We start from the raw sequence: 18787 nt of genomic DNA, 5'->3' as shown, positions 1-18787 counted from the left end.
CACGAGACCGGGAGGCTAATGTACGGCGGACCCGACTACATATAAGAGGATCCGCGATGAATCGACGCTCGTTGTTGCGCGCCATCGGACTGACCGCCGCCGTGGCAGCCACCGGCGGCTGGCTGCGTACCGCTTCGGCCCAGCCCGCACCGCCGGGATACCGGCCTGCCGGACCGAATCACGGACCCGGCAGGCCGCCTTATCCCGATCGCCCGCGCTTCGCGCCGCCGGCACCGCGGCACGATCGCCGTCCGCCGCCGCCCCGGCCGCACGGCTATGTCTGGACCGATGGCTACTGGCGCTGGCAGCGCGGCCACTATATATGGGTGTCCGGCCGCTGGGTCGCGCGGCGCCCGGGGCGTCGGTGGGTGCCCGGCTACTGGCGGCGCCAGGGGCCGGTGTGGATCTACGTCGACGGCACCTGGCGATAGGCGGGCGCCCGCGCCGGCTCTCGGTCGGCGCAACGCCGTACGGCGGACGGCCCGGCGGCGGTGGACGGTAGAAGGACGGCGCGCCGCCGTGCGAGGCAGCTAATCGGCATCCGAATCGGCCCCGGACCGCAGCCGCTCTCAGCTGCCCCGCTCACGGCGGATCGCTCGCCTCAAGCCGCGATCGTCCCGTGCTGTTCCTCGCATCCGACGAATCCACGTACTGCACGGGCTCGGAATTCATCGTCGACGGCGGGATGCTCGCGGGCAGCTCGTTCCACTGATCCGCATCGCAGCCGACACGCGACGCGGTGCTCAGTACCCGTTCGGCTGGATCACCGGGGTGCCGACACCGCGCGCCACCTCCTTGCCACCGCGCACAAGGAAGCGGCCGCGGGGGCTGTATACGCCTTCCACTTCCGGGTACACCGTCAGGAGCACGAAATACAGCAGCCCGAATAACGCCCGCAGCAGTGCGCAGGCCGCGCCCAAAAGCGACGTCCTGCGTAGGGATAAGGGAAGCATGACGCCTCGTGACGGGTTAAACTTCCGCGCAGCATAAAAGTTGAAGTTAACTTCAAGTCAAGCTTTCCCGGAGGGCGCATGGGTATCGACGAAACCCCGCAATGGCCGCTGATGTCGATCCGCGAAGTGGCGGCGCGCAGCGGCGTACCGGCGTCCACGCTGCGCTTCTACGAGACGCGCGGACTGATCAAGTCGCACCGCAACGGCTCGAGCCATCGCCACTATTCGCGCGCGGTGCTGCGGCGGATCGCGTTCATCGTGTTCGCGCAGAAGATCGGCTATTCACTCGACGAGATCGCCGAGCAGCTCGTGAGCCTGCCGGAAGACACCGCGCCGACCAACAAGGACTGGCAGCGGCTGTCACGCGGCTGGAAGCAGCGCGTCGCGAACCGGATCGAGGAGCTGCAGCGGCTCTACATCAACCTCGACGAATGCATCGGCTGCGGCTGCCTGTCGCTGAAGCGCTGCAAGTTGACCAATCCCGAGGATCGCGCGGGGCGCAACGGCCCCGGCGCGCGGCGCTGGCTCGGCGATACGCCGCCCGATCTCGACTGACGCATGCGGCTGGCGCGACGCGCGGCGCCGCCTTTTAGCCTCACCCGACCCGCCAGCCGCCGTTCACCGCGATCGTCGCGCCGGTGACGAACGACGCGCGCGGCCCGGCGAGCCACGCGACCGCGTCCGCGATGTCGTCCGGATGGCCGGCGCGGCCGACCGGCGTCTGCTCGCGGATCGTCGCCGCGATGGCCGGTGCGACGCCGGCATCGCCGAACAAGCGCGTATCGGCGATATAGCCGGGCGCGACCGTATTGACCGTGACACCGCGCGGCCCGAGCTCGCGCGCCAGCGCCACGGTGAACCCTTCGACGCCCGCCTTCGCCGCCGCATACGCGAGGCCGCCCGACAGGAGGCTGCCGGCGCGCGCCGCGATCGACCCGATGTTCACGATCCGCGCCGCGCGCTCGGCCAGGTGCGGCAGCACGGCCAGCGTCGTGATGAACGTGCTTTTGAGATTCGCGGCGAGGACGGCTTCCCATACGGTTTCGGCATCGCCCGCTTCGGTGTCCGCGCCGACCCGCCCTGTCTGCCCCGCGTTGTTGACCAGCACGTCGATGCGCGGCCACCGCGCGATGATCGCCGCGACCGCCGACGCCGCGTCGCGACGCACGCTCAGGTCAGCCGCCTGCCCGATCGCCGCGTTGCCGAGCCGGGCGACAGCCGCTTCCAGCCGCCCCGCATCTCGCCCGACGATCGCGACGCGATACCCGTCCTCCACCAGCCGGCGCGCGATCGCAAAGCCAATTCCGCTCGACCCGCCCGTGACGATCGCCGTACGTTGCCGTTCGCTGCCTGTCATGTGCTGCCCTCCTTGCCTCGGTGTTGACGATTGATGACATTGGCAGTCTGGACAATGCACAGCGATAGGTAAAATACGAATTCGATGACCATCCGATACGCGAAAGGTATCGCAATGATCGATTTGCGCCAGTTCCGGCAATTCATTGCCGTCGCCGAAACGCTCAGCTTCCGGCGCGCCGCCGAGCGCCTGCACATGGCGCAGCCGCCGCTCAGCGCGGCCATCCGCAAGCTCGAGGAAGAGTTGGGCGTCGCGCTGTTCGAACGCGACAACCGCGGCGCGACGCTCACGCCGGCCGGCGATGCCTTCCTGCTCGAAGCGCGCCGCGCGATCGAGCAGGCCGAGCGGGCGGTCGCCGTGGCGCGACGCGCCGGCGCCGGCCTGGGCGGCACGCTGCGGCTGCGGTTCGTCGACAGCACGGTCAACGCACTGCTGCCGCTGATCCTCCGCGCGTTCCAGGAACGGCATCCGGACGTCGATTTCCAGCTGGAAGAAGGCACGACCGCCGAGCAGGTGCTCGCGCTGCGTCAGGACCGCACGGACGTCGGCCTCGTCGTGCTGCCGGTGGCCGATGCCGGCGACGTGTACGTCGAGCCGCTGCTGCACGACCGGATGGCCGCCGCGCTGCCCGACGGCCACCGGCTCGCGCGCCGCCGCCGCATCGCGCTGGCCGAGCTGGCGGACGAACCGTGGGTGCTGTTTGCCGCGCATCACGGGCCCGGCATGCATGCGCGGATCGTGACGGCGTGCGCGCAGGCCGGCTTCGCGCCGCGGGTGGTCCAGCAGCCGCGTCAGATGCAGACGACCGCCGGACTCGTCGCGGGCGGCATCGGTGTCGCGCTGATGCCGCGGCTGTTCGTGCCGATGCAGCCGCAAGGCATTACGTTCTGCGAACTGACGGGCGCGGGCAGCCCGCTCGCGTACGAACTGGCGATCGCGTACCGGACGCCGTCGCCGCTCGTCGACGCGCTGCGCGACAGCGCGCGGCACGCGGTTGGCACGCTGGGGCTGGTGGCTGCGACGTGACGGCGCCGTGATCGCGCGCGTCGCGCGCACGGCGCTCAGTCGAGCAGGAAGTTGAGCGCGACGTCGAGCACGGCCTGCCGGAACGCATCCTGCCGCGTGGGCAACGACGTGAACTCGAGAATCAGGTGGCTATACGACACCGTCGTGCCGACCGCGCTCGCGATCATGAAGAACAGTACATCCGGATCGACCGGGCGGATCGCGCCGGCGTCGACAGCCTCCGCCAGCAGCGGAAACATCGCGTCGTGATACGGCCGCACGAGCCGCTCCCGCAGCCGGTCCAGCCGCGCGCCCTCCTCGGTCGCCGCCGTCGAGAAGAACATGCCGATGTCCGGCTCGTCGAATTCGTGATCGACGCACAGCTCGATCGCGCGCCGCATGCGCTCGCGATGCGGCAATGACGACGCGCGCAGCGCACGCAATGCATCGAACATCGGCTCGGCCAGCTCGGCAATCTGCTCGACGACCGCCAGCCACAGCGTTTCCTTCGTGCCGAAATGATGGGCGATCAGCGCCGCGTCGATGCCCAGCTCGCGCGCGACCTCACGCACGCTCGTCGCATCGTAGCCGCGCTTCGCGAACGTGCGGCGCGCGGCTCGCAATATCACGTCCGGACCGACGGACGCGTCCGCCAGCGGCCGCCCGCGCGTGCGTCGCTTCGACAGCGCGCACTCAGTGACTTCAGCCACGTATTCCTGCTCCTGTTGATTGATTCGAATGCCCGTGTTCGAGCCCCGGTTTCGCGTCGCCGGAGCCGGGCCGCCTGCCCCACTCCGTTGACACGCGAAGCCGGGAAGCGCTAGGATCATACCTTATTCATCACGTGATGATTTATCCATGACAACCCTTACTCGCCCTGCCCGCATCGTCATCGTCGGCGGCGGAATCGCCGGCTTGCAGCTCGCGACCCGCCTCGGTGAACGCCTCGGCCGTAGCGGGCGCGCGCAGGTCACCGTCGTCGACCGCAGCCCGACCCACGTGTGGAAGCCGATGCTGCACACGATCGCGGCCGGCACACGGGACGTGCAGCAACAGCAGGTAATCTTCCTCGCCCACGCGCGCGACCACGGCTACACGTACCAGCCCGGCGAACTGAAGGGGCTCGATCGCGCGCGCCGCCGCGTGCGGCTCGCCGAGATCCGCTCGCCGGACGGCGAACTCCTGCTCGACGCGCGCGAGCTCGAATACGACGTGCTGATCCTCGCGCTCGGCAGCCAGGCCAACGATTTCGGCGTGCCGGGCGTGCGCGAGCACTGCTACTTCATCGACAGCCAGCAGCAGGCCGAAACATTCAACGAAGCGCTGCGGATGCGCGTGTTCCGCAGCATCGCGCGCGACGAGCCGTTTCGCGTCGCGATCGTCGGTGCGGGCGCGACGGGCGTGGAGCTGGCAGCGGAGCTGAGCCGGCTGCTGGAAGTCGCGCAGGCGTATGGCGATGCGACGGTGCGCGAGCGGCTGCAGCTGACGCTGCTCGAAAGCGGCCCGCGCATCCTCGCCGCGTTTCCGCCGAGGATTTCCGCGTCCGCGCAGCGCCGGCTCGAACAGATCGGTATGCACGTGCTGACGTCGACGCGCGTCACGTCGGCCGATGCGAACGGCTTCCACTATGGAGACGGTTCGTTTGCCGAAGCGGATTTGATGGTGTGGGCGGCCGGCGTGAAGGCGTCGGATTTCATGCAGGCGCTGGGCGGGCTCGATACGAACCGTGCGAACCAGATCATGGTCGGGCCCACGTTGCAGGCCACGGCCGATGAACACGTGTTCGCGATCGGCGATTGCGCGAGCCTGCAACCCGACGGCCAGGAGCGGCCGCTGCCGCCGACCGCGCAGGTCGCGACCCAGCAGGCCGAGCATCTCGCGAAACACCTGCCCGCATGGCTCGACGGCAAGCCGTTGCCGCCGTTCGCGTTCCACGATTTCGGCGCGCTCGTGTCGATCAGCGACTACGACGCATTCGGGACGCTCGGGCAATTCGGGTTCTTCCGCGGCGGCTTCATCCAGGGGCGTTTCGCCCAGTTCAGCCATCTGATGCTGTACCGGCGGCACCAGCAAGCGCTGCACGGGTTCTCCAAGGCGACGCTGCTGTGGCTCGCCGAACGGATCAACGGCTGCGTGCAGCCGCGCATCCGCCTGTCTTGACACATTGCGTAACGTTTCGAGGAAAGCAGACATGAGCAACAGTGCAGCCGCCTGGCTCAGGACCGTCGCCGCGATCGGCAGCTTCGACATGCCGTCCGTCTCATGGGCCGCGCCGCGCCGGCGCAGCGTCACGCGCGACCGCTTGCCGTCGTGGGACGCGACGAGCCAGCCGACCATCAGCGTGCTCGAGCGGCCCACCGCCGACACCGTGATGATTTCGTGGCGCGACGCGTGCACCGGCCACTACGGTTACCAGAAGTGGCGGCTGTTCACGACGCGCAAGCGCGGCGTCTGCGCGCTGTCGGGGCGGCCGATCGCGCCCGGCGACAGCGTCTATGCGCCGCAACTGCTCGGCTCGGCGCCGGGCAACGCCGCCGCGATGGTGCTGGCGGCGTCCCTCGACGAGGCGTGCGCCGCTTAAGCGGACGTCGCCCGACCGGCGCCATAGGCCGGATCGCCGTTCTGCCGTTCCAGTTCCGCGTCGAGATGCGCGGCATGCGCCTTCGCTTCGGACTCCGACATCAGCTCGCCTTCCCACTTCGCGACCACCGCGCTTGCGATCGAGTTGCCCACCGCATTGGTGGCCGAGCGCCCCATGTCGAGGAACGTGTCGACGCCGAGGATCAGCAGCAGCCCCGCTTCCGGAATGTCGAACTGGTGCAGCGTCGCCGCGATCACGACGAGCGATGCGCGCGGCACGCCGGCCATCCCCTTCGACGTGAGCATCAGCACCAGCAGCATCGTGATCTGCGTGCCGAGCGACAGATGGATGTTGTACGCCTGTGCAATGAACAACGACGCGAACGTGCAGTACATCATCGAGCCGTCGAGGTTGAACGAATAGCCCATCGGCATCACGAAGCTCGAGATCTTGCGCCGCACGCCGAACCGGTCGAGCGCATCGAGGATCTTCGGGTAGGCTGCTTCCGAGCTGGCAGTCGCGAACGACAGCATGAACGCTTCCTTGATCAGCGCCAGCAGCTTGAACACACGACGGCCGAGGAACAGCAGGCCGGCGGCCACGAGCGTGCTCCACAGCAGGAACAGGCTCACGTAGAAGTCGCCCATGAACACCGCGAACTTCAGCAGGATCGACAGCCCGTTGATCGCGACGGTCGACGCCATCGCGGCCAGCACCGCGAGCGGCGCGAGCTTCATCACATAGCCGGTGATCTTCAGCATCACGTGCGCCAGCTGGTCGATCGCGGCGACGAGGATCTTGCCGCGCTCGCCGAGCGCCGACAGCGCGACGCCGAAGAACATCGAGAACACGACGATCTGCAGGATCTCGTTGTTCGCCATCGCCTCGGCGATCGACTTCGGCACCATGTGACTGACGAAATCCTTCAGCGTGAACTTGGACGTCGCGAGATGCGCGGATGCGCCAACATCCGGCAGCGGCAGGCCGAGGTTTTCCCCGGGGCGCAGCAGGTTCGCCATCAACAGCCCGAGCAGCAGCGAAATCAGCGATGCGGTGACGAACCAGCCGAACGCCTTCACGAACACGCGCCCCACCGACGATGCGTCGCCCATGTGCGCGATGCCGACGACGAGCGTGGAGAACACCAGCGGGCCGATCACCATCTTGATCAGGCGCAGGAACACGTCGGACACGAGCGAGATGTAGCCGGCGATTTCCGTCGCGGACTGCTTGTCCGGAAACTGCGTGTAGATCATGTAGCCGATGAAGATGCCGGCCGCCATTGCGAGCAGGATCCAGACTGCCGCGGACATTCGTTTGTTCATAACGGTACTCGACGCACGGTGCAGGAATGGAAGAAAACGCCGCGCCGGTGCCGTGCCACGGTGCGCGTTGCGGGCCGGTCGTGCGCCCTGTCGCTGCTCCGGCGCTCGCGCGATGGCGAACGCCGGTTGCAACGGTTCGATGTGATGCGATCAAACCGGATCAGGTCAGTACCGGTCAATAACCGATCGCCGATCCGGCCGGGCGGCGCGGGTCGTTGACGCCGTAGATGTAGCCGACGCGTACATTGCCGGATACCGACGAGTCGTTACCGGAACTCTGGCGGCTCGTCGCTTCGGTGCCGGGCAGGCCGACCATGATCAGCTCGGCGGCGCCCCACGGCGTCTGCTCGGCCATCTTGTAGCCCATCTTGTGCAGGATCGCGAGCGTGTCCGGCGACAGGCCGCGGGTCTCGTAATAGACCTCGTCCGGCAGCCATTGATGATGGACGCGCGGCGCGCCGACCGCATCCTGCGGCGTCATCCCGTAGTCGATCACGTTCAGCACGGTCTGCAGCGTGATCGTGATGATGCGCGAGCCGCCCGGCGAACCGACCACCATGAACACGTTGCCGTCCTTCTTCACGATCGTCGGCGCCATCGACGACAGCGGGCGCTTGCCCGGTGCGATCGAGTTGCGCGTGCCCTGCACGAGGCCGAACAGGTTCTGCGCGCCGACCTTCACGGTGAAGTCGTCCATCTCGTCGTTCAGGAAGAAGCCCGTGCCCGGCGCGATCACCACGGCGCCGAAGCGGCCGTTGACGGTGTATGTGGTCGACACCGCGTTGCCGTCGTGATCGACGATCGAATAGTGAGTCGTCTCCGGCTTCTCGTGCACGCCGACGCCCGGCTGCACATCGACCGACGCCGTCGCCATCTCGCCGCTGATCTGCTTGCGGATCTCGGCCGCATACGCCTTGCTCGTCAGCTTCGCGACGGGATTGTCGATGAAGTTCGGGTCGCCCAGCAGCGTGTTGCGATCCTCGTAGGCATGGCGCATCGCCTCGGTCATGTAGTGGACCACCGAAGCCGACTGGTAGCCCATCTTGCGCAGGTCATAGCCTTCGAGGACGTTCAGCGTCTCGCACATCGTCACGCCGCCCGAGCTCGGCGGCGGCGCCGACACGAACTCGTAGCCGCGATACGTGCAGGTCAGCGGCGCAACGTCCTGCGCGCGATACGATGCGAAATCGGCTGCCGTGATCAGGCCGCCGCCGCGCTTCGCGGCCGCTTCGACGATCTTCGGGATCTCGCCGTGATAGAACGCCTCGGGGCCCTGCTCCGCGATACGCTCGAGCGTGCGCACCAGGTCCTTCTGCACCAGGCGGTCGCCCGGCTGCAGCGGCGTGCCGTCCGGGCGCAGGAAGATGCGCGCGGCTTCCGGATCCTTCTTGAAGCGCTCGATCGTCGTGTCGAGGATGTCCGTGTCGCCGCGCGTCAGCACGAAGCCGTCGCGCGCGAGCCGGATCGCCGGCTCCATCACCTGCTTGCGCGTCAGCTTGCCGTACTTGCGCTGCGCGAGGTCGAGACCGGCGACCGTGCCCGGCACGCCGACCGCGCGATAGCCGTACAGGCTGTCGTCCGGAATGACGTTGCCCTTCGCATCGAGATACATGTTCGCCGATGCCGCGGCCGGCGCCGTTTCGCGGAAGTTGATGAAGCGGTCGCGGCCATCGGCCAGGTGCACGGTCATGAAGCCGCCGCCGCCGATGTTGCCGCAGCACGGATTGGTCACCGCCTGCGCGTAGCCGACCGCCACCGCGGCGTCCACCGCGTTGCCGCCCTTCTTCAGGATGTCGACGCCGATCTGTGACGCGTAATGCTGCGACGACACGACCATGCCGTTCTTCGCTTCCACCGCGGGTTCCGAAGCGGCGAGCACGCACGCGCTCATGGCAGACAACAGGGTGAGTACTACGAGCCGCCTCATGACGGAATCCTCCAGACGAATAAACCGGGCCATGCCGATGCGATCCGACATGTAATGAACAGTACATTCCAGCGAGGCCGCGATCATATCACCGGGGTTTTTATTCAAAAACCTAGGGTTATCACTGAATTATTTCGCTATACCGGATGGGTTCGCCGTCGCTTTGAATGTTTGTTTTATTACATATGTGAATGATCAGAGCGGAGGCGATGCGGCCCTCTAATCTGGAGTCGCACACGGCCCGCGGGCCATCGATCGGCTAACATGCGTGGAGTCGCCGGCAGACACAGGTCTGCCGTTTGTCATTCAGATACGAGCAAGCCGGAGTGCCCGATGGGGACAAGCATCAGGGCGTTGCTGCTATCCCAGATGGATAGCTTCACGCCGTCGGAACAGAAGGTCGCGCATGCGCTGCTGGATCGCTATCCGAGCCTCGGTCTCGGGCCGATCGCCAGTTTTGCGAAGCAAGCCGAAGTCAGCGACCCGACCGTGTTTCGCTTCGTCGTGCGGATCGGCTTTCCGAACTACTCGTCGTTTCAGCAGGCGTTGCACGACGAGATCGACACCGCGATGAATTCGCCGCTCGCGCGGATGGATGCGTTCCACTCGGAATCGGGAATGCGCGACAGTCATTCGGCGATCTTCCAGCGGCTCTCGCAAGCGCTCGCCACGACGATCGACGAGCTCGACGCGGCGGCGTTCGACGAAGCGGTGACGCTGCTGGCCGATCCGGATCTTCGCGTGTTTTGCGGCGGCGGGCGTTATACCGCGCCGCTCGCGTCGCTGTTTTCCTTCACGCTCGCGTATGCGCGCCCGCATGTGCAGTACGTCGAGCCGAACGTGAATCTCGCGTCGGTCACGCTGACGGACATGGGGCCTGCCGACGTGCTGGTCATTTTCGATTTTCGCCGCTACCAGAAGGACAGCATCCGCTTCGCGCAGGCTGCGCACCAGCTCGGCGTGCGGGTGCTGCTGATTACCGACGAATGGCGCTCGCCGATCAGCGCATTCGCCGAAATCGTGCTGCGGATCCAGGGACGCCCGTTCGCGATGCTGCAGACGAACGTGCCCGCGCTCGCGCTCGCCGAAGCGCTGGTGATCGGCGTGACGAACCGGCTTCCCGAACTGGCGCGGCAGCGGATGGAGAAAATCGAGCGACTGAGTACGGGTGGGGTCGAGCGGGATGCGAATCAGTGGGATTTGCCGGAGTGACGGTGATCGTCATTTGGTCGATCGTCATTCGGGCATGAGGTTTCAGCTATCGACGTCGTCGGGCTCGCGACTTGAATCGAAAAACAAAATCCAGACGTTCAATGTGCGGCTCATTCCATCCTCGCGATACCGTGCTCATGGCATCAGTTCCATCCGGTTGCCGGTCACGATCAGCTTGACGGGATTTGTCTTCTTCCACTGTGACTTCGGAATCACGAGTTGCCACTCGGCACCGCCCTGATCACGAAAGAACCCCGCGACACCCACTGCTTGCACGTCATTCGGCATTGGCGCGGACAGTTTCACGGTGGCATCAGGGGCAAGCGTGGTCTCGAGACTGCCGAGCAGATCGGCACTCAGTAACGCTCTGTCGTCATCGAGAAGCTGGCTGTAAGCTGCCCTCTCGAAGGCCTTCGCATCCTTCAACTGGTAGACGCGCATCACAACCGGCAACGATTGTCCTCGCTCGTTCGGGTTGAGTGCGGAGCGGCTTTCGATCACGAGGTTCATCTGCTTGACCTTCGCGACGAAAATCGCGCGCGTCATGTCGGCGGTCGTCGCCTTCACCGATTGCCACATGCCGCAGCCGGACAATGATGCTGCCGTCATCGCGGCGACGCTCGCCAATCGAATGTTTCGCATCATCCGATTTATTCGCAGTGTCACAACCAGTCTCCCGTTTTGATCGTGCATGGATAGCGCCGGATTGGACCGGCCACGCCTTCATACAGAACGAGCCGTACCGCAAAATGGAAGCACGCGTAGCGGCCTATGAAGCGGCTGAGTACGTCGCCGAACAGTGCGACGTCACCCGGGCCGGTAAAACCCGTCGGCTCGATACCCACGTTCACATTCACGATGCGGTCGACACGCGCACCGCCCAGTTCCGTTTCCTCGTCGAGCCAAACGTAATGAATCGCGTCGACACGTCGCCGGTTTTCGTCCTGTCGCGTCCAGTCGTACAACGACAGTGCGCCGCGCAGCACATTCGCGTCCATCATGTTCAGTTCAGTTGTGCCGGCTCCATTGAAGTGAGAGATCACCCGCCAGCCATAGTCCCCACCGCGCGGAGGGTACAGCGGCATCGTGGGTGCCGTCAGATTGCACACGCGTTCGACACCGTTGAAAGTCGAAGCAGGCGTGGCAATCATCGATTCCCGCAGCGCCATACGCGGCAAGCGCCCATTGTTTGCCAACACCCGAACCGTTACGTGCCCGTCCGGCAAGCTGCCCGGTTCATCCCATACCTGCCCGCCTAACGTCACGATCATCTCGCGCTGGCCCGTCACGCCCTGCCGAATCGACGAGTGGTAGTGCCGATCCGGCGACTCGTGTCGGATCATCCCGCCGCGGTGCCGGAATTCCTTGATCGACTGATAGGTGTATTGCCTGGCGGTGCGCGGATCGGTCGACACGACCGACAGTACGTCGTAGGGCTCGACGTGCGCGCCGGCCGACGCCGGGGCGCGCACCGGATAGTCGCGGTCGTGTGCATTGGGTCGGATTGCCTGCGCGTCCAGTTCGAACAGATTGATCACCGGCGTGCAAAACAGCCGGATGTTGTCTGCGCCGAACGTGGCGTCACCGGGTATCCGGTCCCGGATCACGATATCGAATTCAACGCGCGTTTCGCCCGGTGGCACACTTGCCGCGTCGAAACCGCACAAATCGACGAAATGGAATTTCTCAGGAAACGCGAAATATTCAAGCATCGTACGCTCGCGCTCGAGACCGGCGTCACGCGCATCGGGATCGATGGGCCACAGTCGCGCCTGCGCGCCAAAGCCTGCCGCCTCGACGGTCATCGCCGGCCGCGGTTGTAGCTGGCCGTCGAGTATGCGCGGCATGCGCACGCCGATCGACTCGATCTGGCGCGTGAAAACCGCGTAGAGCGCCGATGCAGTCGGCCGGTCGCCATGCAGGTATAGCCGGATACGCGACAGGTCGTCCAGCAACCGCTGCTCGCGGTGCAGCAAGTCAAACGCCAGCCGGATCACCGTACGGCCGTCCTCGCGCATACACGCACCCGCCTCGCGCACACTGAGCGGCAACAGACGTATCGACTGAGTGGTTCGGTAGACACATATCGTCCCGTCCGGCCCCACCGGTGTCGAATGGACCTGCAACCCGGACGGCAGGATATCGAGCATCCGCGCCTCGCCGGTGCGGAGCACGCACTCGAGGATTGCCAGTGACGGAACCGTGCGACCTGCGTGCGGCCACAAGTGATCGAGCAATGGATCGGTGATTTCCGGCAGCGCGTCGTCGAGCTTCATTCGCAGCCGGCTCGTGAGGAACGCGAAACCCTCGTAAGTCTGCTCGACACTGTCGTGGCGCGCGCCGGGCAACGTCATTCCCACACGGCGCGCACCTTGCGGCTGGGCCTTCGAAAATTCCCTGCCCGCTTCGCGCAGGTAACGCATCTCCGCATCGAAGTAGCGCAGGTATGGGTCGTCTTCCGCACCGAAACCGAGCCCTTCAGGCCACGTCGACTCGTTTTTGTCTTCACTCATGGTTGGATATCCGGCGGCAGTGGCGGCAGGAGCGGCATCGTCGACGCGACGCCCGCCTTGCCGACGACGAAAATGCGATCAGGCATGCGGAACCCGCGTAGCTTCAGCAGATCGATCGGCCCGGCACCCACTTGTGTACGCAACACGTACGACAGCGGTTCGTTCCCGGCATTCCACGTGAGCCGATAGCGCGTGCTGTCAAGCTGCTTGATGTCCGCCTTGCTCAGCAGACGGAGGAACGCCCAATCTCCGGTCGAATCGAACGCCTGCCGCAGGCCCGCATCGAGCGTTTGCCATGTCAGCCCCGCGTGCCCGTTCAGGCCATAGCCTGGCCACGCCAGGGGCGTCCAGCGCTCCTGCTGATTGAAATAGACGATTTGCGTGCCGTCGGCCGACAGTTCCGAGCGCGTCACTTTCGGCGTCGGCAGTGCCATCATTTCGAACTTCTCCCGCGCGTCGCCCTGCACGTAGAGCTGTGCGCCAACCGTCAACAGCTGCCGGATGGCGCTCAGGAATTTCGGGTCGAACTGCAATGCCTGCGGTGCAAGCTCGTTTGGCGTCCAATGGTCGCCCTCGGGTTTCATCACCCCGGCCAGTTGGGTCGTCACGAAGCGCGAAATCAAACCTGTATCGGGTCGCACATAGCGTCCAAGTTCCGCGAAGGACGCATCGGCCTGCGTATCGAAGAACGGATAGCGGCCGCTCATCGCCGCGTTGAACGGCGCGGCAATACTCGCTCGCCATGCCTCATTCAGGCTCGCTGCGACCGGTTGCAGAATCGTCTGCCATGCCGCCTCGAGCGGCTGCGCAAACACCGTATTGCCGAACCCCGCCCACGCCGTACCGAGGCTCGCTGCCGTGAGCGCCGCGTCATCGCGGGCCTGGGACAATTCCGACAGCTTGCCTTGAAACACTGCCTGCGCAAGCGAACGCGCCATTGCCTGCGCGTCGCGACTGCTCGCGATCTGTTGCAGCTTCAGCCGCATCATCGTGACCGCCGTCAGGTAACGCGACAGGCTCACTCCGTTCAGCGCGATGTCGGCCGGCGTGGTGCGCTTCACGTTTGCAGCGGCAGGTGAAGGGCTTGTGTCGCCCATCAGCACCAGCAGTGGACCGAACGACTTGTCGAGCGGGTGGACAACGGCCGCCACCACCTGCTCGTCAGTCCCGATCAGGTTTTGCGCCGTTCTCACCAGCGTGTCCGCCAGCGCCTGCGACGGCCGCCCCGCCTGCGCCTGATATTGCACGGATTTCATCAACGCGATCAGCGGTGAAGTCTGTGCATCCGCCAGCCGAGAAAGCTGCTCGACCGCACCATTGAGATTGGACGCCGGTTGCCACTGCATGCTGTTGAGCATGCGCTGCCATGCAGCCGTGTACTCGTCAAAATACCGTGCCTTCAGTCGCTGCTTCAATTCCTCGGCTGCATGTTTCTCGTCCACGATCGCCTTCGTTTGGATCGTGCCCTGCGCGAGCGTGTTGCCGATTGTCTGCTGCGACTGCGTGCCCGTCAGCACCCAATCGCCGCTGACTTCGCGCTCGCCGGAGACCTTGTCGATCGCCGCGGCGATCATGCCGTCCCACGCCGCGCGCGTATAAATTCCCGGCACGGTCTGCGATGCCTCGAACATCCCGCGCGCATCGGCGCCATTCAGGAGCGTTTCGAGCGACGCGTCGGCGTATTTGTTTTTGACGTCGTCGAGGATGCGTTGATACACGGTGTCGTCAGCCGACGCGAGCCCCATTTGCGTGATCAGCATGTTGCGGGTCGCTGTCACGATGCGATCGTCCATCGCAATTCGCCATTCGGGATGCGTTTTCAGGTGATCGGCGTAAAACCCTGCGAGCCGTCGACCGGTATCGCCACGCTCACCTAGCGGCATCTCCACGGGGCGCGGCCACAGCGAGACAAGCAAGCGCTTCAGAAACGCCGGATCGGCGCGCACCGGATCGCCGAGCATCAGGTAGGTCTTGAGCGCATTGTAGGTACTGCCCCGCGCGTCCTGCGATTGAAGGCTGTCGGCACGTGCCTGATCCGCGACCCGCAGCAGCTCGCCGATCGTTTGCACGACGGGCATCTGCAAGTTGCGGGTCGCTGCGATTCGGTAAGATTGCCAAAGGCCGCCGAGGATATCGTCATTGCGCGACAGGCCGGCGCGCAGGTACCACGGTACGCCATGCTGCTGCCGGTATTCGAGCTTTTCCATCAACTGTTGAAGCGCCAGTTGCGCGCGCCAGGCGGCGGCCGTCTGCGGCCGCGCGTCGACCGCTGCGCTCGCCGCCGCCTGCGCCGCGCGCATGAGTCGCTGGTTGCCGACGAACGACGCGGTCATCCATACGCACCACGCCACCGTCGCAACGATCAAGCACATCGCGAGCGTGTTCCGCCAGTAAAATCCGACGCGCCGTCCAATGCGTTGCCTGCTGGCGATTGCGCGCCACGCGGGCAGCAGTGCGGCGGGTTGGGGCGCGAACTCGATCGGCACGTTCGGAACAGTCGCGCTGCCGTCCGCGGCGAGCGGCACCGGCGTCGGCGCGGCTGTCGCAAATACAGGTGTGAACATCACGCCCGCCAGCGGCGCGCGCAGCCAGCGCGAAGCAAGAAGCGCTTGCCACCCGGTGACGATGTGTTCGCACTGTTTTCCGATGTATTGCGAGATTTCGGCCGGATAGGTGATGCGGGTGGGCTCGGTACAAAGGCGAACGCCCGCCTCCGCCGTATCACGCTCGAGCGCGGCAAGCTGATCGGCCAACGCGAGTGCAGTCTGCCCGCTCGCGTACGGCGGCCCCGGAAATGCACCCATCGCCTCGAACGTTTCGGATCGATCGCTCTGTGTGGGCACTGCGTGGAGGAGCGTGACCGGCGCGGCCCAGCCAAGGTCGGCGGCAATCGCGGCGAGTACGCGGGGCAGTTCAGTATCGCGCTCGTCCACGTGCGTGACATGCACAACGCTGTCGACCGGCCGCTTGCGCCGGAGCTCACGGATTTGTCGTCGCCACGCGCCCGCTTCGACACCGTCCGGTGCCGCATGCACGAGGATCGCGTTGTCCACGGACATCGCACCCGCACGCTTCAGACCCGGTGCGACTTGGTCGATCAACTTGTCCGGACCGCACACCATCAGCCACGGTGACCGGTATCGCCAGCGCCAACCCTGCGACGCACGTAGTTCGTCGACCATGCGCTGCAGCCGGGCGTCGTGTTTCAGCGGCTTCTGCGGCTTCATCGTTTCACCGATATCCCTGCGATACAACTGTCCTGCAATGGCGTATGCACCGATAAAAAACAAGCAGAGATGCATGGCGACGAAGACAATCAGGGCGATGACGATGGCGATCACGACTTGCATACGCGCCACACCGGGCGCGAGATCGAACAGGTCACCGCGGCGCCATACGAGGCCGATCGCGAACGCCGCGGCGATCAGCGCCGCCACCACCACGCCCCAGAGCGCGAGGCGTCCGGAGGGCGCAGACTCCACAGCGGGCGCCGAGTCAAGCGGTCTCAAGGTCAGTTTCGGATCGGTCATGCTGAGCGTTTCCAGGCAACGAAGATTCCTTCCCGTGTGGACCGGGAAGCACGTGAATGACGGCGGACTGCACGCCGTCGATGATCAGTTGCGGCGCGTCCGCGGCACCACATTCGACAGCGGCTGCGACGGACAGCCAACCGCTCGCATTGCCAAAATCGCCGACGATGTAGGCGAGATCGCATTGGGCGTCGCCGTTCGCAAGTGCCTCCAGGTTCGCGATGCGCAACCCCTGATTGCAACGCTTAACGGCACGCGTGACCCAGGCACGCGTCACCGCTTCGAAATCTGCCCCACCCCAGATCACGGCATTCGCGAAACCGTACTCGATCTCATCGGCCTTGCCTTCGACGGGTCTATGCAGACTTGCAAGCACGGGTACACCTTCGGGTAGACGGTAGAAGCCAGCATCGAGCAGCATCGCGACACATCCCTCCGTGCTGCCGGTCGGAGGCTGTTTTTCATGCCAGACCGTTGCGATCACAAGCAGCGGGCATGCCTCGCGGGCATCGAGCCACGCATCCGCGACCAGCAAGCCGTGCGAAGCCGGTGTCGGCAGTACTGTAAGGGGCGGCAGACCAGCCAATTGCAGCGCGTCGCGCACCTCTTGCGCGCGGACGGCTTCTTCGCCGGGCTCCGCCAGTACGCGCACTGTCGGCCAGTGGGCCGCTTCGTAGTGCGTGAGCGCGTGCAGGCTCGCGGCGAGGGGTTCAAGCGCTTCGGCAATTTTGCATGCGAGCTCGGTAACGGGACGCTTTGGCGGCGCCTCTGCTACGGCATCGCTCTCTTCAGTCTGATCGGCCATGTCGGGCTCGTAAGCTGCGTCGGATACTTCCAACGGATCATCGAAGCGGCAATGCTCGATGACGCCCGCGCCAGAACGTGGCTGCTGCTGTCTCGGCAAACGCACACCCGCATGAATCGTCTGTGCAAGCGTCCGATCGTTCAAGGGCAAGCAATAGCCGACGCCAAGGATCCGAAGCGGCTGCTGTGCGACACGGATGCGCTCCGCCAGCCATCGGTCGCGATGGAGGTTCCGGTGGTATGTGCGGTACCACATGGCCTCATAACGAGCGCGCTCGATTGCGAAGAGAAAGCCGAAAAGCCCGTTCGGAATACCGACGACGCAGAACCAGAACCATGGGCTGCCCGCCCGCTCACCATTCGGCCACGTCAGCAGCACAATCGCCGCCCCGAACACCGCGCAGGCGAGCCAGATGCAGAACCACCACGGCCAGACGCGTGGACGGCTCGGATAGGCGCTCGGGCATCCCGCTTGAGAGAGGTCGACGGGCATTATTCGAAGTGGACGTTCGGTAGCGACGAAATCAACCGACAGCCACATGCGCAGCGATGGCCATCCAGCGCGAATGGCTTGTTGTCGCGATCGGGAAACTTGTTGGCGCCTTCGTCGATGACGGTCGGGCCATGCAGGTTGCAAGTCGCATCATCGCCCTTGCGGGCAAGCGGCTTGCTCATGAATATCGTCCATGGTGAGCCACTGGTGACTTCGCCACCATGTTCGAGTTTGTCGCCTTGGCGGATCGGAGATTTCATTTTATATTATGATTGACTACCATTTATCGATCTTTATGGATCGAATGATCGCGTTTATTGCAGCCACCTTACCTCGCGCCTCCTTACTCAGCCTACCACCCGGAGTAGGTGGCTTTTCAATAATGGCGGAGACAAATATTGCCGGTGGTGCATCGGGTTTTTTCGCAAAAGCCAATGTAGCCACGTAACAGATCGCACCCGCCGCCGTCAAATGTGCCATTCGTCGCATATGAGGCCGATGCGCCCAAGACAAACCACAAAAAAGCAATGTCGCTGCAAATAAATTTCGCCGGAATTCGTTAATTTTCACATCGCCACCAAACAGCACTCTCAAAAAAACCATAATTCAATTCCATCTCGCATGCGAGATCAAAAAAATCGAAATGACGAGAATAGATACTTGAAAGCGTGTTCCCTCTCCTTACCGACGTTCGACGTCCGATCTCCGTAATACAGACGGAAGACAATCGATCGGGTGCCGTTACCAGCAACGAAAACCCGTTGTTGTTTTTGATATCTAACAACGCTCCCCGTAGGCTTTATTGCTGAGTAGCTCATGACATAGAGATCACCACCTGGCAACTGAACATGCTCCTTCGAGACCGCCCTAAATAGACCGTTTTGGGCCGCTCCGTCTGCCGACTCAACCTGCGCCAGCCTATCCGCTAACGGAATCGCCTCAACAGTCAGGGCAAAATCTGTCAAAGCGCGCCAGTCGTCGGGCATGCGCGGCATAGGCCCAGTTCGTTTAAGCCGTAGCCTCCCTATGTATAGAAACGGTATGTAGCACTCGTCTTTCCCTAACATGATGGTGTGCCCCGCGTCGA

The 18787-nt window shown here is 64.6% G+C and carries 16 protein-coding genes; 6 read left to right on the top strand and 10 right to left on the bottom strand.

Features of this window, described 5'->3' with window-relative positions; translation table 11 throughout:
* Positions 1-56: 56 nt before the first annotated feature.
* Positions 57-431, top strand: coding sequence for a hypothetical protein (locus ABIC50_RS18730; protein ID WP_354166088.1), 375 nt, complete (start codon positions 57-59; stop codon positions 429-431).
* A 312-nt stretch (positions 432-743) separates the two neighbouring features.
* Here the strand turns inward: ABIC50_RS18730 and ABIC50_RS18720 are convergent, their stop codons facing one another.
* On the bottom strand, positions 744-953 hold the full coding sequence (locus ABIC50_RS18720) for a hypothetical protein (protein WP_354166085.1): 210 nt from the start codon (positions 951-953) through the stop codon (positions 744-746).
* A 78-nt stretch (positions 954-1031) separates the two neighbouring features.
* Here ABIC50_RS18720 and soxR point away from each other — a divergent pair, with 78 nt between their 5' ends.
* Positions 1032-1508: a redox-sensitive transcriptional activator SoxR gene (gene soxR / locus ABIC50_RS18715; RefSeq protein WP_354166083.1), complete on the top strand. Its 477-nt coding sequence runs from the start codon at positions 1032-1034 to the stop codon at positions 1506-1508.
* 40 nt (positions 1509-1548) lie between these two features.
* Here soxR and ABIC50_RS18710 read toward each other — a convergent pair whose 3' ends face one another.
* Positions 1549-2310: an SDR family NAD(P)-dependent oxidoreductase gene (locus tag ABIC50_RS18710; RefSeq protein WP_354166081.1), complete on the bottom strand. Its 762-nt coding sequence runs from the start codon at positions 2308-2310 to the stop codon at positions 1549-1551.
* Positions 2311-2424: 114 nt separating this feature from the next.
* Between ABIC50_RS18710 and ABIC50_RS18705 the strand changes: the two genes are divergently transcribed.
* On the top strand, positions 2425-3336 hold the full coding sequence (locus ABIC50_RS18705) for a LysR family transcriptional regulator (RefSeq protein ID WP_354166501.1): 912 nt from the start codon (positions 2425-2427) through the stop codon (positions 3334-3336).
* A 35-nt stretch (positions 3337-3371) separates the two neighbouring features.
* Here ABIC50_RS18705 and ABIC50_RS18700 read toward each other — a convergent pair whose 3' ends face one another.
* Positions 3372-4025: a TetR/AcrR family transcriptional regulator gene (locus tag ABIC50_RS18700; RefSeq protein ID WP_354166078.1), complete on the bottom strand. Its 654-nt coding sequence runs from the start codon at positions 4023-4025 to the stop codon at positions 3372-3374.
* Positions 4026-4173: 148 nt separating this feature from the next.
* On the opposite strand from ABIC50_RS18700, the gene ABIC50_RS18695 reads away from it, so the two are divergent.
* Positions 4174-5475 (top strand): NAD(P)/FAD-dependent oxidoreductase, encoded by a 1302-nt coding sequence (locus tag ABIC50_RS18695; RefSeq protein WP_354166076.1) that lies wholly within the window; start codon positions 4174-4176, stop codon positions 5473-5475.
* 31 nt (positions 5476-5506) lie between these two features.
* On the top strand, positions 5507-5896 hold the full coding sequence (locus ABIC50_RS18690; RefSeq protein WP_006752593.1) for a DUF3331 domain-containing protein: 390 nt from the start codon (positions 5507-5509) through the stop codon (positions 5894-5896).
* On the opposite strand, the gene ABIC50_RS18685 is transcribed toward ABIC50_RS18690, so the two are convergent.
* A complete protein-coding gene (locus ABIC50_RS18685) occupies positions 5893-7221 on the bottom strand; it encodes a dicarboxylate/amino acid:cation symporter (RefSeq protein WP_011659127.1) in 1329 nt (442 codons plus the stop codon). The two genes, ABIC50_RS18690 and ABIC50_RS18685, sit on opposite strands and share 4 nt — an antisense overlap.
* Before the next feature lie 175 nt (positions 7222-7396).
* A complete protein-coding gene (gene ggt / locus ABIC50_RS18680) occupies positions 7397-9148 on the bottom strand; it encodes a gamma-glutamyltransferase (RefSeq protein ID WP_354166074.1) in 1752 nt (583 codons plus the stop codon).
* 333 nt (positions 9149-9481) lie between these two features.
* On the opposite strand from ggt, the gene ABIC50_RS18675 reads away from it, so the two are divergent.
* Entirely contained in the window at positions 9482-10360 is an 879-nt protein-coding gene (locus ABIC50_RS18675; protein WP_011659129.1) for a MurR/RpiR family transcriptional regulator, read from the top strand.
* Positions 10361-10495: 135 nt separating this feature from the next.
* Here the strand turns inward: ABIC50_RS18675 and tssJ are convergent, their stop codons facing one another.
* Genes tssJ through ABIC50_RS18650 form a run of 5 tightly spaced genes read right to left on the bottom strand, consistent with a single transcriptional unit; the run spans position 10496 to position 17960 of the window.
* Positions 10496-11005, bottom strand: a complete 510-nt coding sequence (gene tssJ / locus ABIC50_RS18670; protein ID WP_354166072.1) for a type VI secretion system lipoprotein TssJ — start codon at positions 11003-11005, stop codon at positions 10496-10498.
* A 17-nt stretch (positions 11006-11022) separates the two neighbouring features.
* A complete protein-coding gene (gene tssF / locus ABIC50_RS18665; RefSeq protein WP_354166070.1) occupies positions 11023-12873 on the bottom strand; it encodes a type VI secretion system baseplate subunit TssF in 1851 nt (616 codons plus the stop codon).
* Positions 12870-16403 carry an ImcF-related family protein gene (locus ABIC50_RS18660; protein WP_354166067.1) on the bottom strand — a complete coding sequence of 1178 codons (3534 nt, stop codon included), beginning with the start codon at positions 16401-16403 and terminating at the stop codon, positions 12870-12872. Before ABIC50_RS18660 ends, tssF begins: the two co-directional genes overlap by 4 nt.
* Complete coding sequence (locus tag ABIC50_RS18655; protein WP_354166065.1) at positions 16369-17700, bottom strand: KPHS_23130 family T6SS system protein; 1332 nt, start codon at positions 17698-17700, stop codon at positions 16369-16371. The genes ABIC50_RS18660 and ABIC50_RS18655 overlap by 35 nt, the downstream gene beginning before the upstream one ends.
* A complete protein-coding gene (locus ABIC50_RS18650; protein ID WP_354166063.1) occupies positions 17700-17960 on the bottom strand; it encodes a PAAR domain-containing protein in 261 nt (86 codons plus the stop codon). The genes ABIC50_RS18655 and ABIC50_RS18650 overlap by 1 nt, the downstream gene beginning before the upstream one ends.
* Between the last annotated feature and the right edge of the window lie 827 nt (positions 17961-18787).

The sequence above is a fragment of the Burkholderia sp. 567 genome, assembly GCF_040545115.1.
Classification (GTDB): domain Bacteria; phylum Pseudomonadota; class Gammaproteobacteria; order Burkholderiales; family Burkholderiaceae; genus Burkholderia; species Burkholderia ambifaria.
The sequence above is the reverse complement of the archived record's forward strand: the minus strand, read 5'-3'. Positions and strand labels throughout refer to the sequence as shown.

Excerpts from the sequence above, each read along its gene's own strand:
- ABIC50_RS18730 (WP_354166088.1), top strand. The coding sequence starts at position 57 with ATGAATCGACGCTCGTTGTTGCGCGCCATCGGACTGACCGCCGCCGTG.
- ABIC50_RS18720 (WP_354166085.1), bottom strand. The coding sequence starts at position 953 with ATGCTTCCCTTATCCCTACGCAGGACGTCGCTTTTGGGCGCGGCCTGC.
- soxR (WP_354166083.1), top strand. The coding sequence starts at position 1,032 with ATGGGTATCGACGAAACCCCGCAATGGCCGCTGATGTCGATCCGCGAA.
- ABIC50_RS18710 (WP_354166081.1), bottom strand. The coding sequence starts at position 2,310 with ATGACAGGCAGCGAACGGCAACGTACGGCGATCGTCACGGGCGGGTCG.
- ABIC50_RS18705 (WP_354166501.1), top strand. The coding sequence starts at position 2,425 with ATGATCGATTTGCGCCAGTTCCGGCAATTCATTGCCGTCGCCGAAACG.
- ABIC50_RS18695 (WP_354166076.1), top strand. The coding sequence starts at position 4,174 with ATGACAACCCTTACTCGCCCTGCCCGCATCGTCATCGTCGGCGGCGGA.
- ABIC50_RS18690 (WP_006752593.1), top strand. The coding sequence starts at position 5,507 with ATGAGCAACAGTGCAGCCGCCTGGCTCAGGACCGTCGCCGCGATCGGC.
- ABIC50_RS18685 (WP_011659127.1), bottom strand. The coding sequence starts at position 7,221 with ATGAACAAACGAATGTCCGCGGCAGTCTGGATCCTGCTCGCAATGGCG.
- ggt (WP_354166074.1), bottom strand. The coding sequence starts at position 9,148 with ATGAGGCGGCTCGTAGTACTCACCCTGTTGTCTGCCATGAGCGCGTGC.
- ABIC50_RS18675 (WP_011659129.1), top strand. The coding sequence starts at position 9,482 with ATGGGGACAAGCATCAGGGCGTTGCTGCTATCCCAGATGGATAGCTTC.
- tssJ (WP_354166072.1), bottom strand. The coding sequence starts at position 11,005 with ATGATGCGAAACATTCGATTGGCGAGCGTCGCCGCGATGACGGCAGCA.
- tssF (WP_354166070.1), bottom strand. The coding sequence starts at position 12,873 with ATGAGTGAAGACAAAAACGAGTCGACGTGGCCTGAAGGGCTCGGTTTC.
- ABIC50_RS18660 (WP_354166067.1), bottom strand. The coding sequence starts at position 16,403 with ATGACCGATCCGAAACTGACCTTGAGACCGCTTGACTCGGCGCCCGCT.
- ABIC50_RS18655 (WP_354166065.1), bottom strand. The coding sequence starts at position 17,700 with ATGCCCGTCGACCTCTCTCAAGCGGGATGCCCGAGCGCCTATCCGAGC.
- ABIC50_RS18650 (WP_354166063.1), bottom strand. The coding sequence starts at position 17,960 with ATGAAATCTCCGATCCGCCAAGGCGACAAACTCGAACATGGTGGCGAA.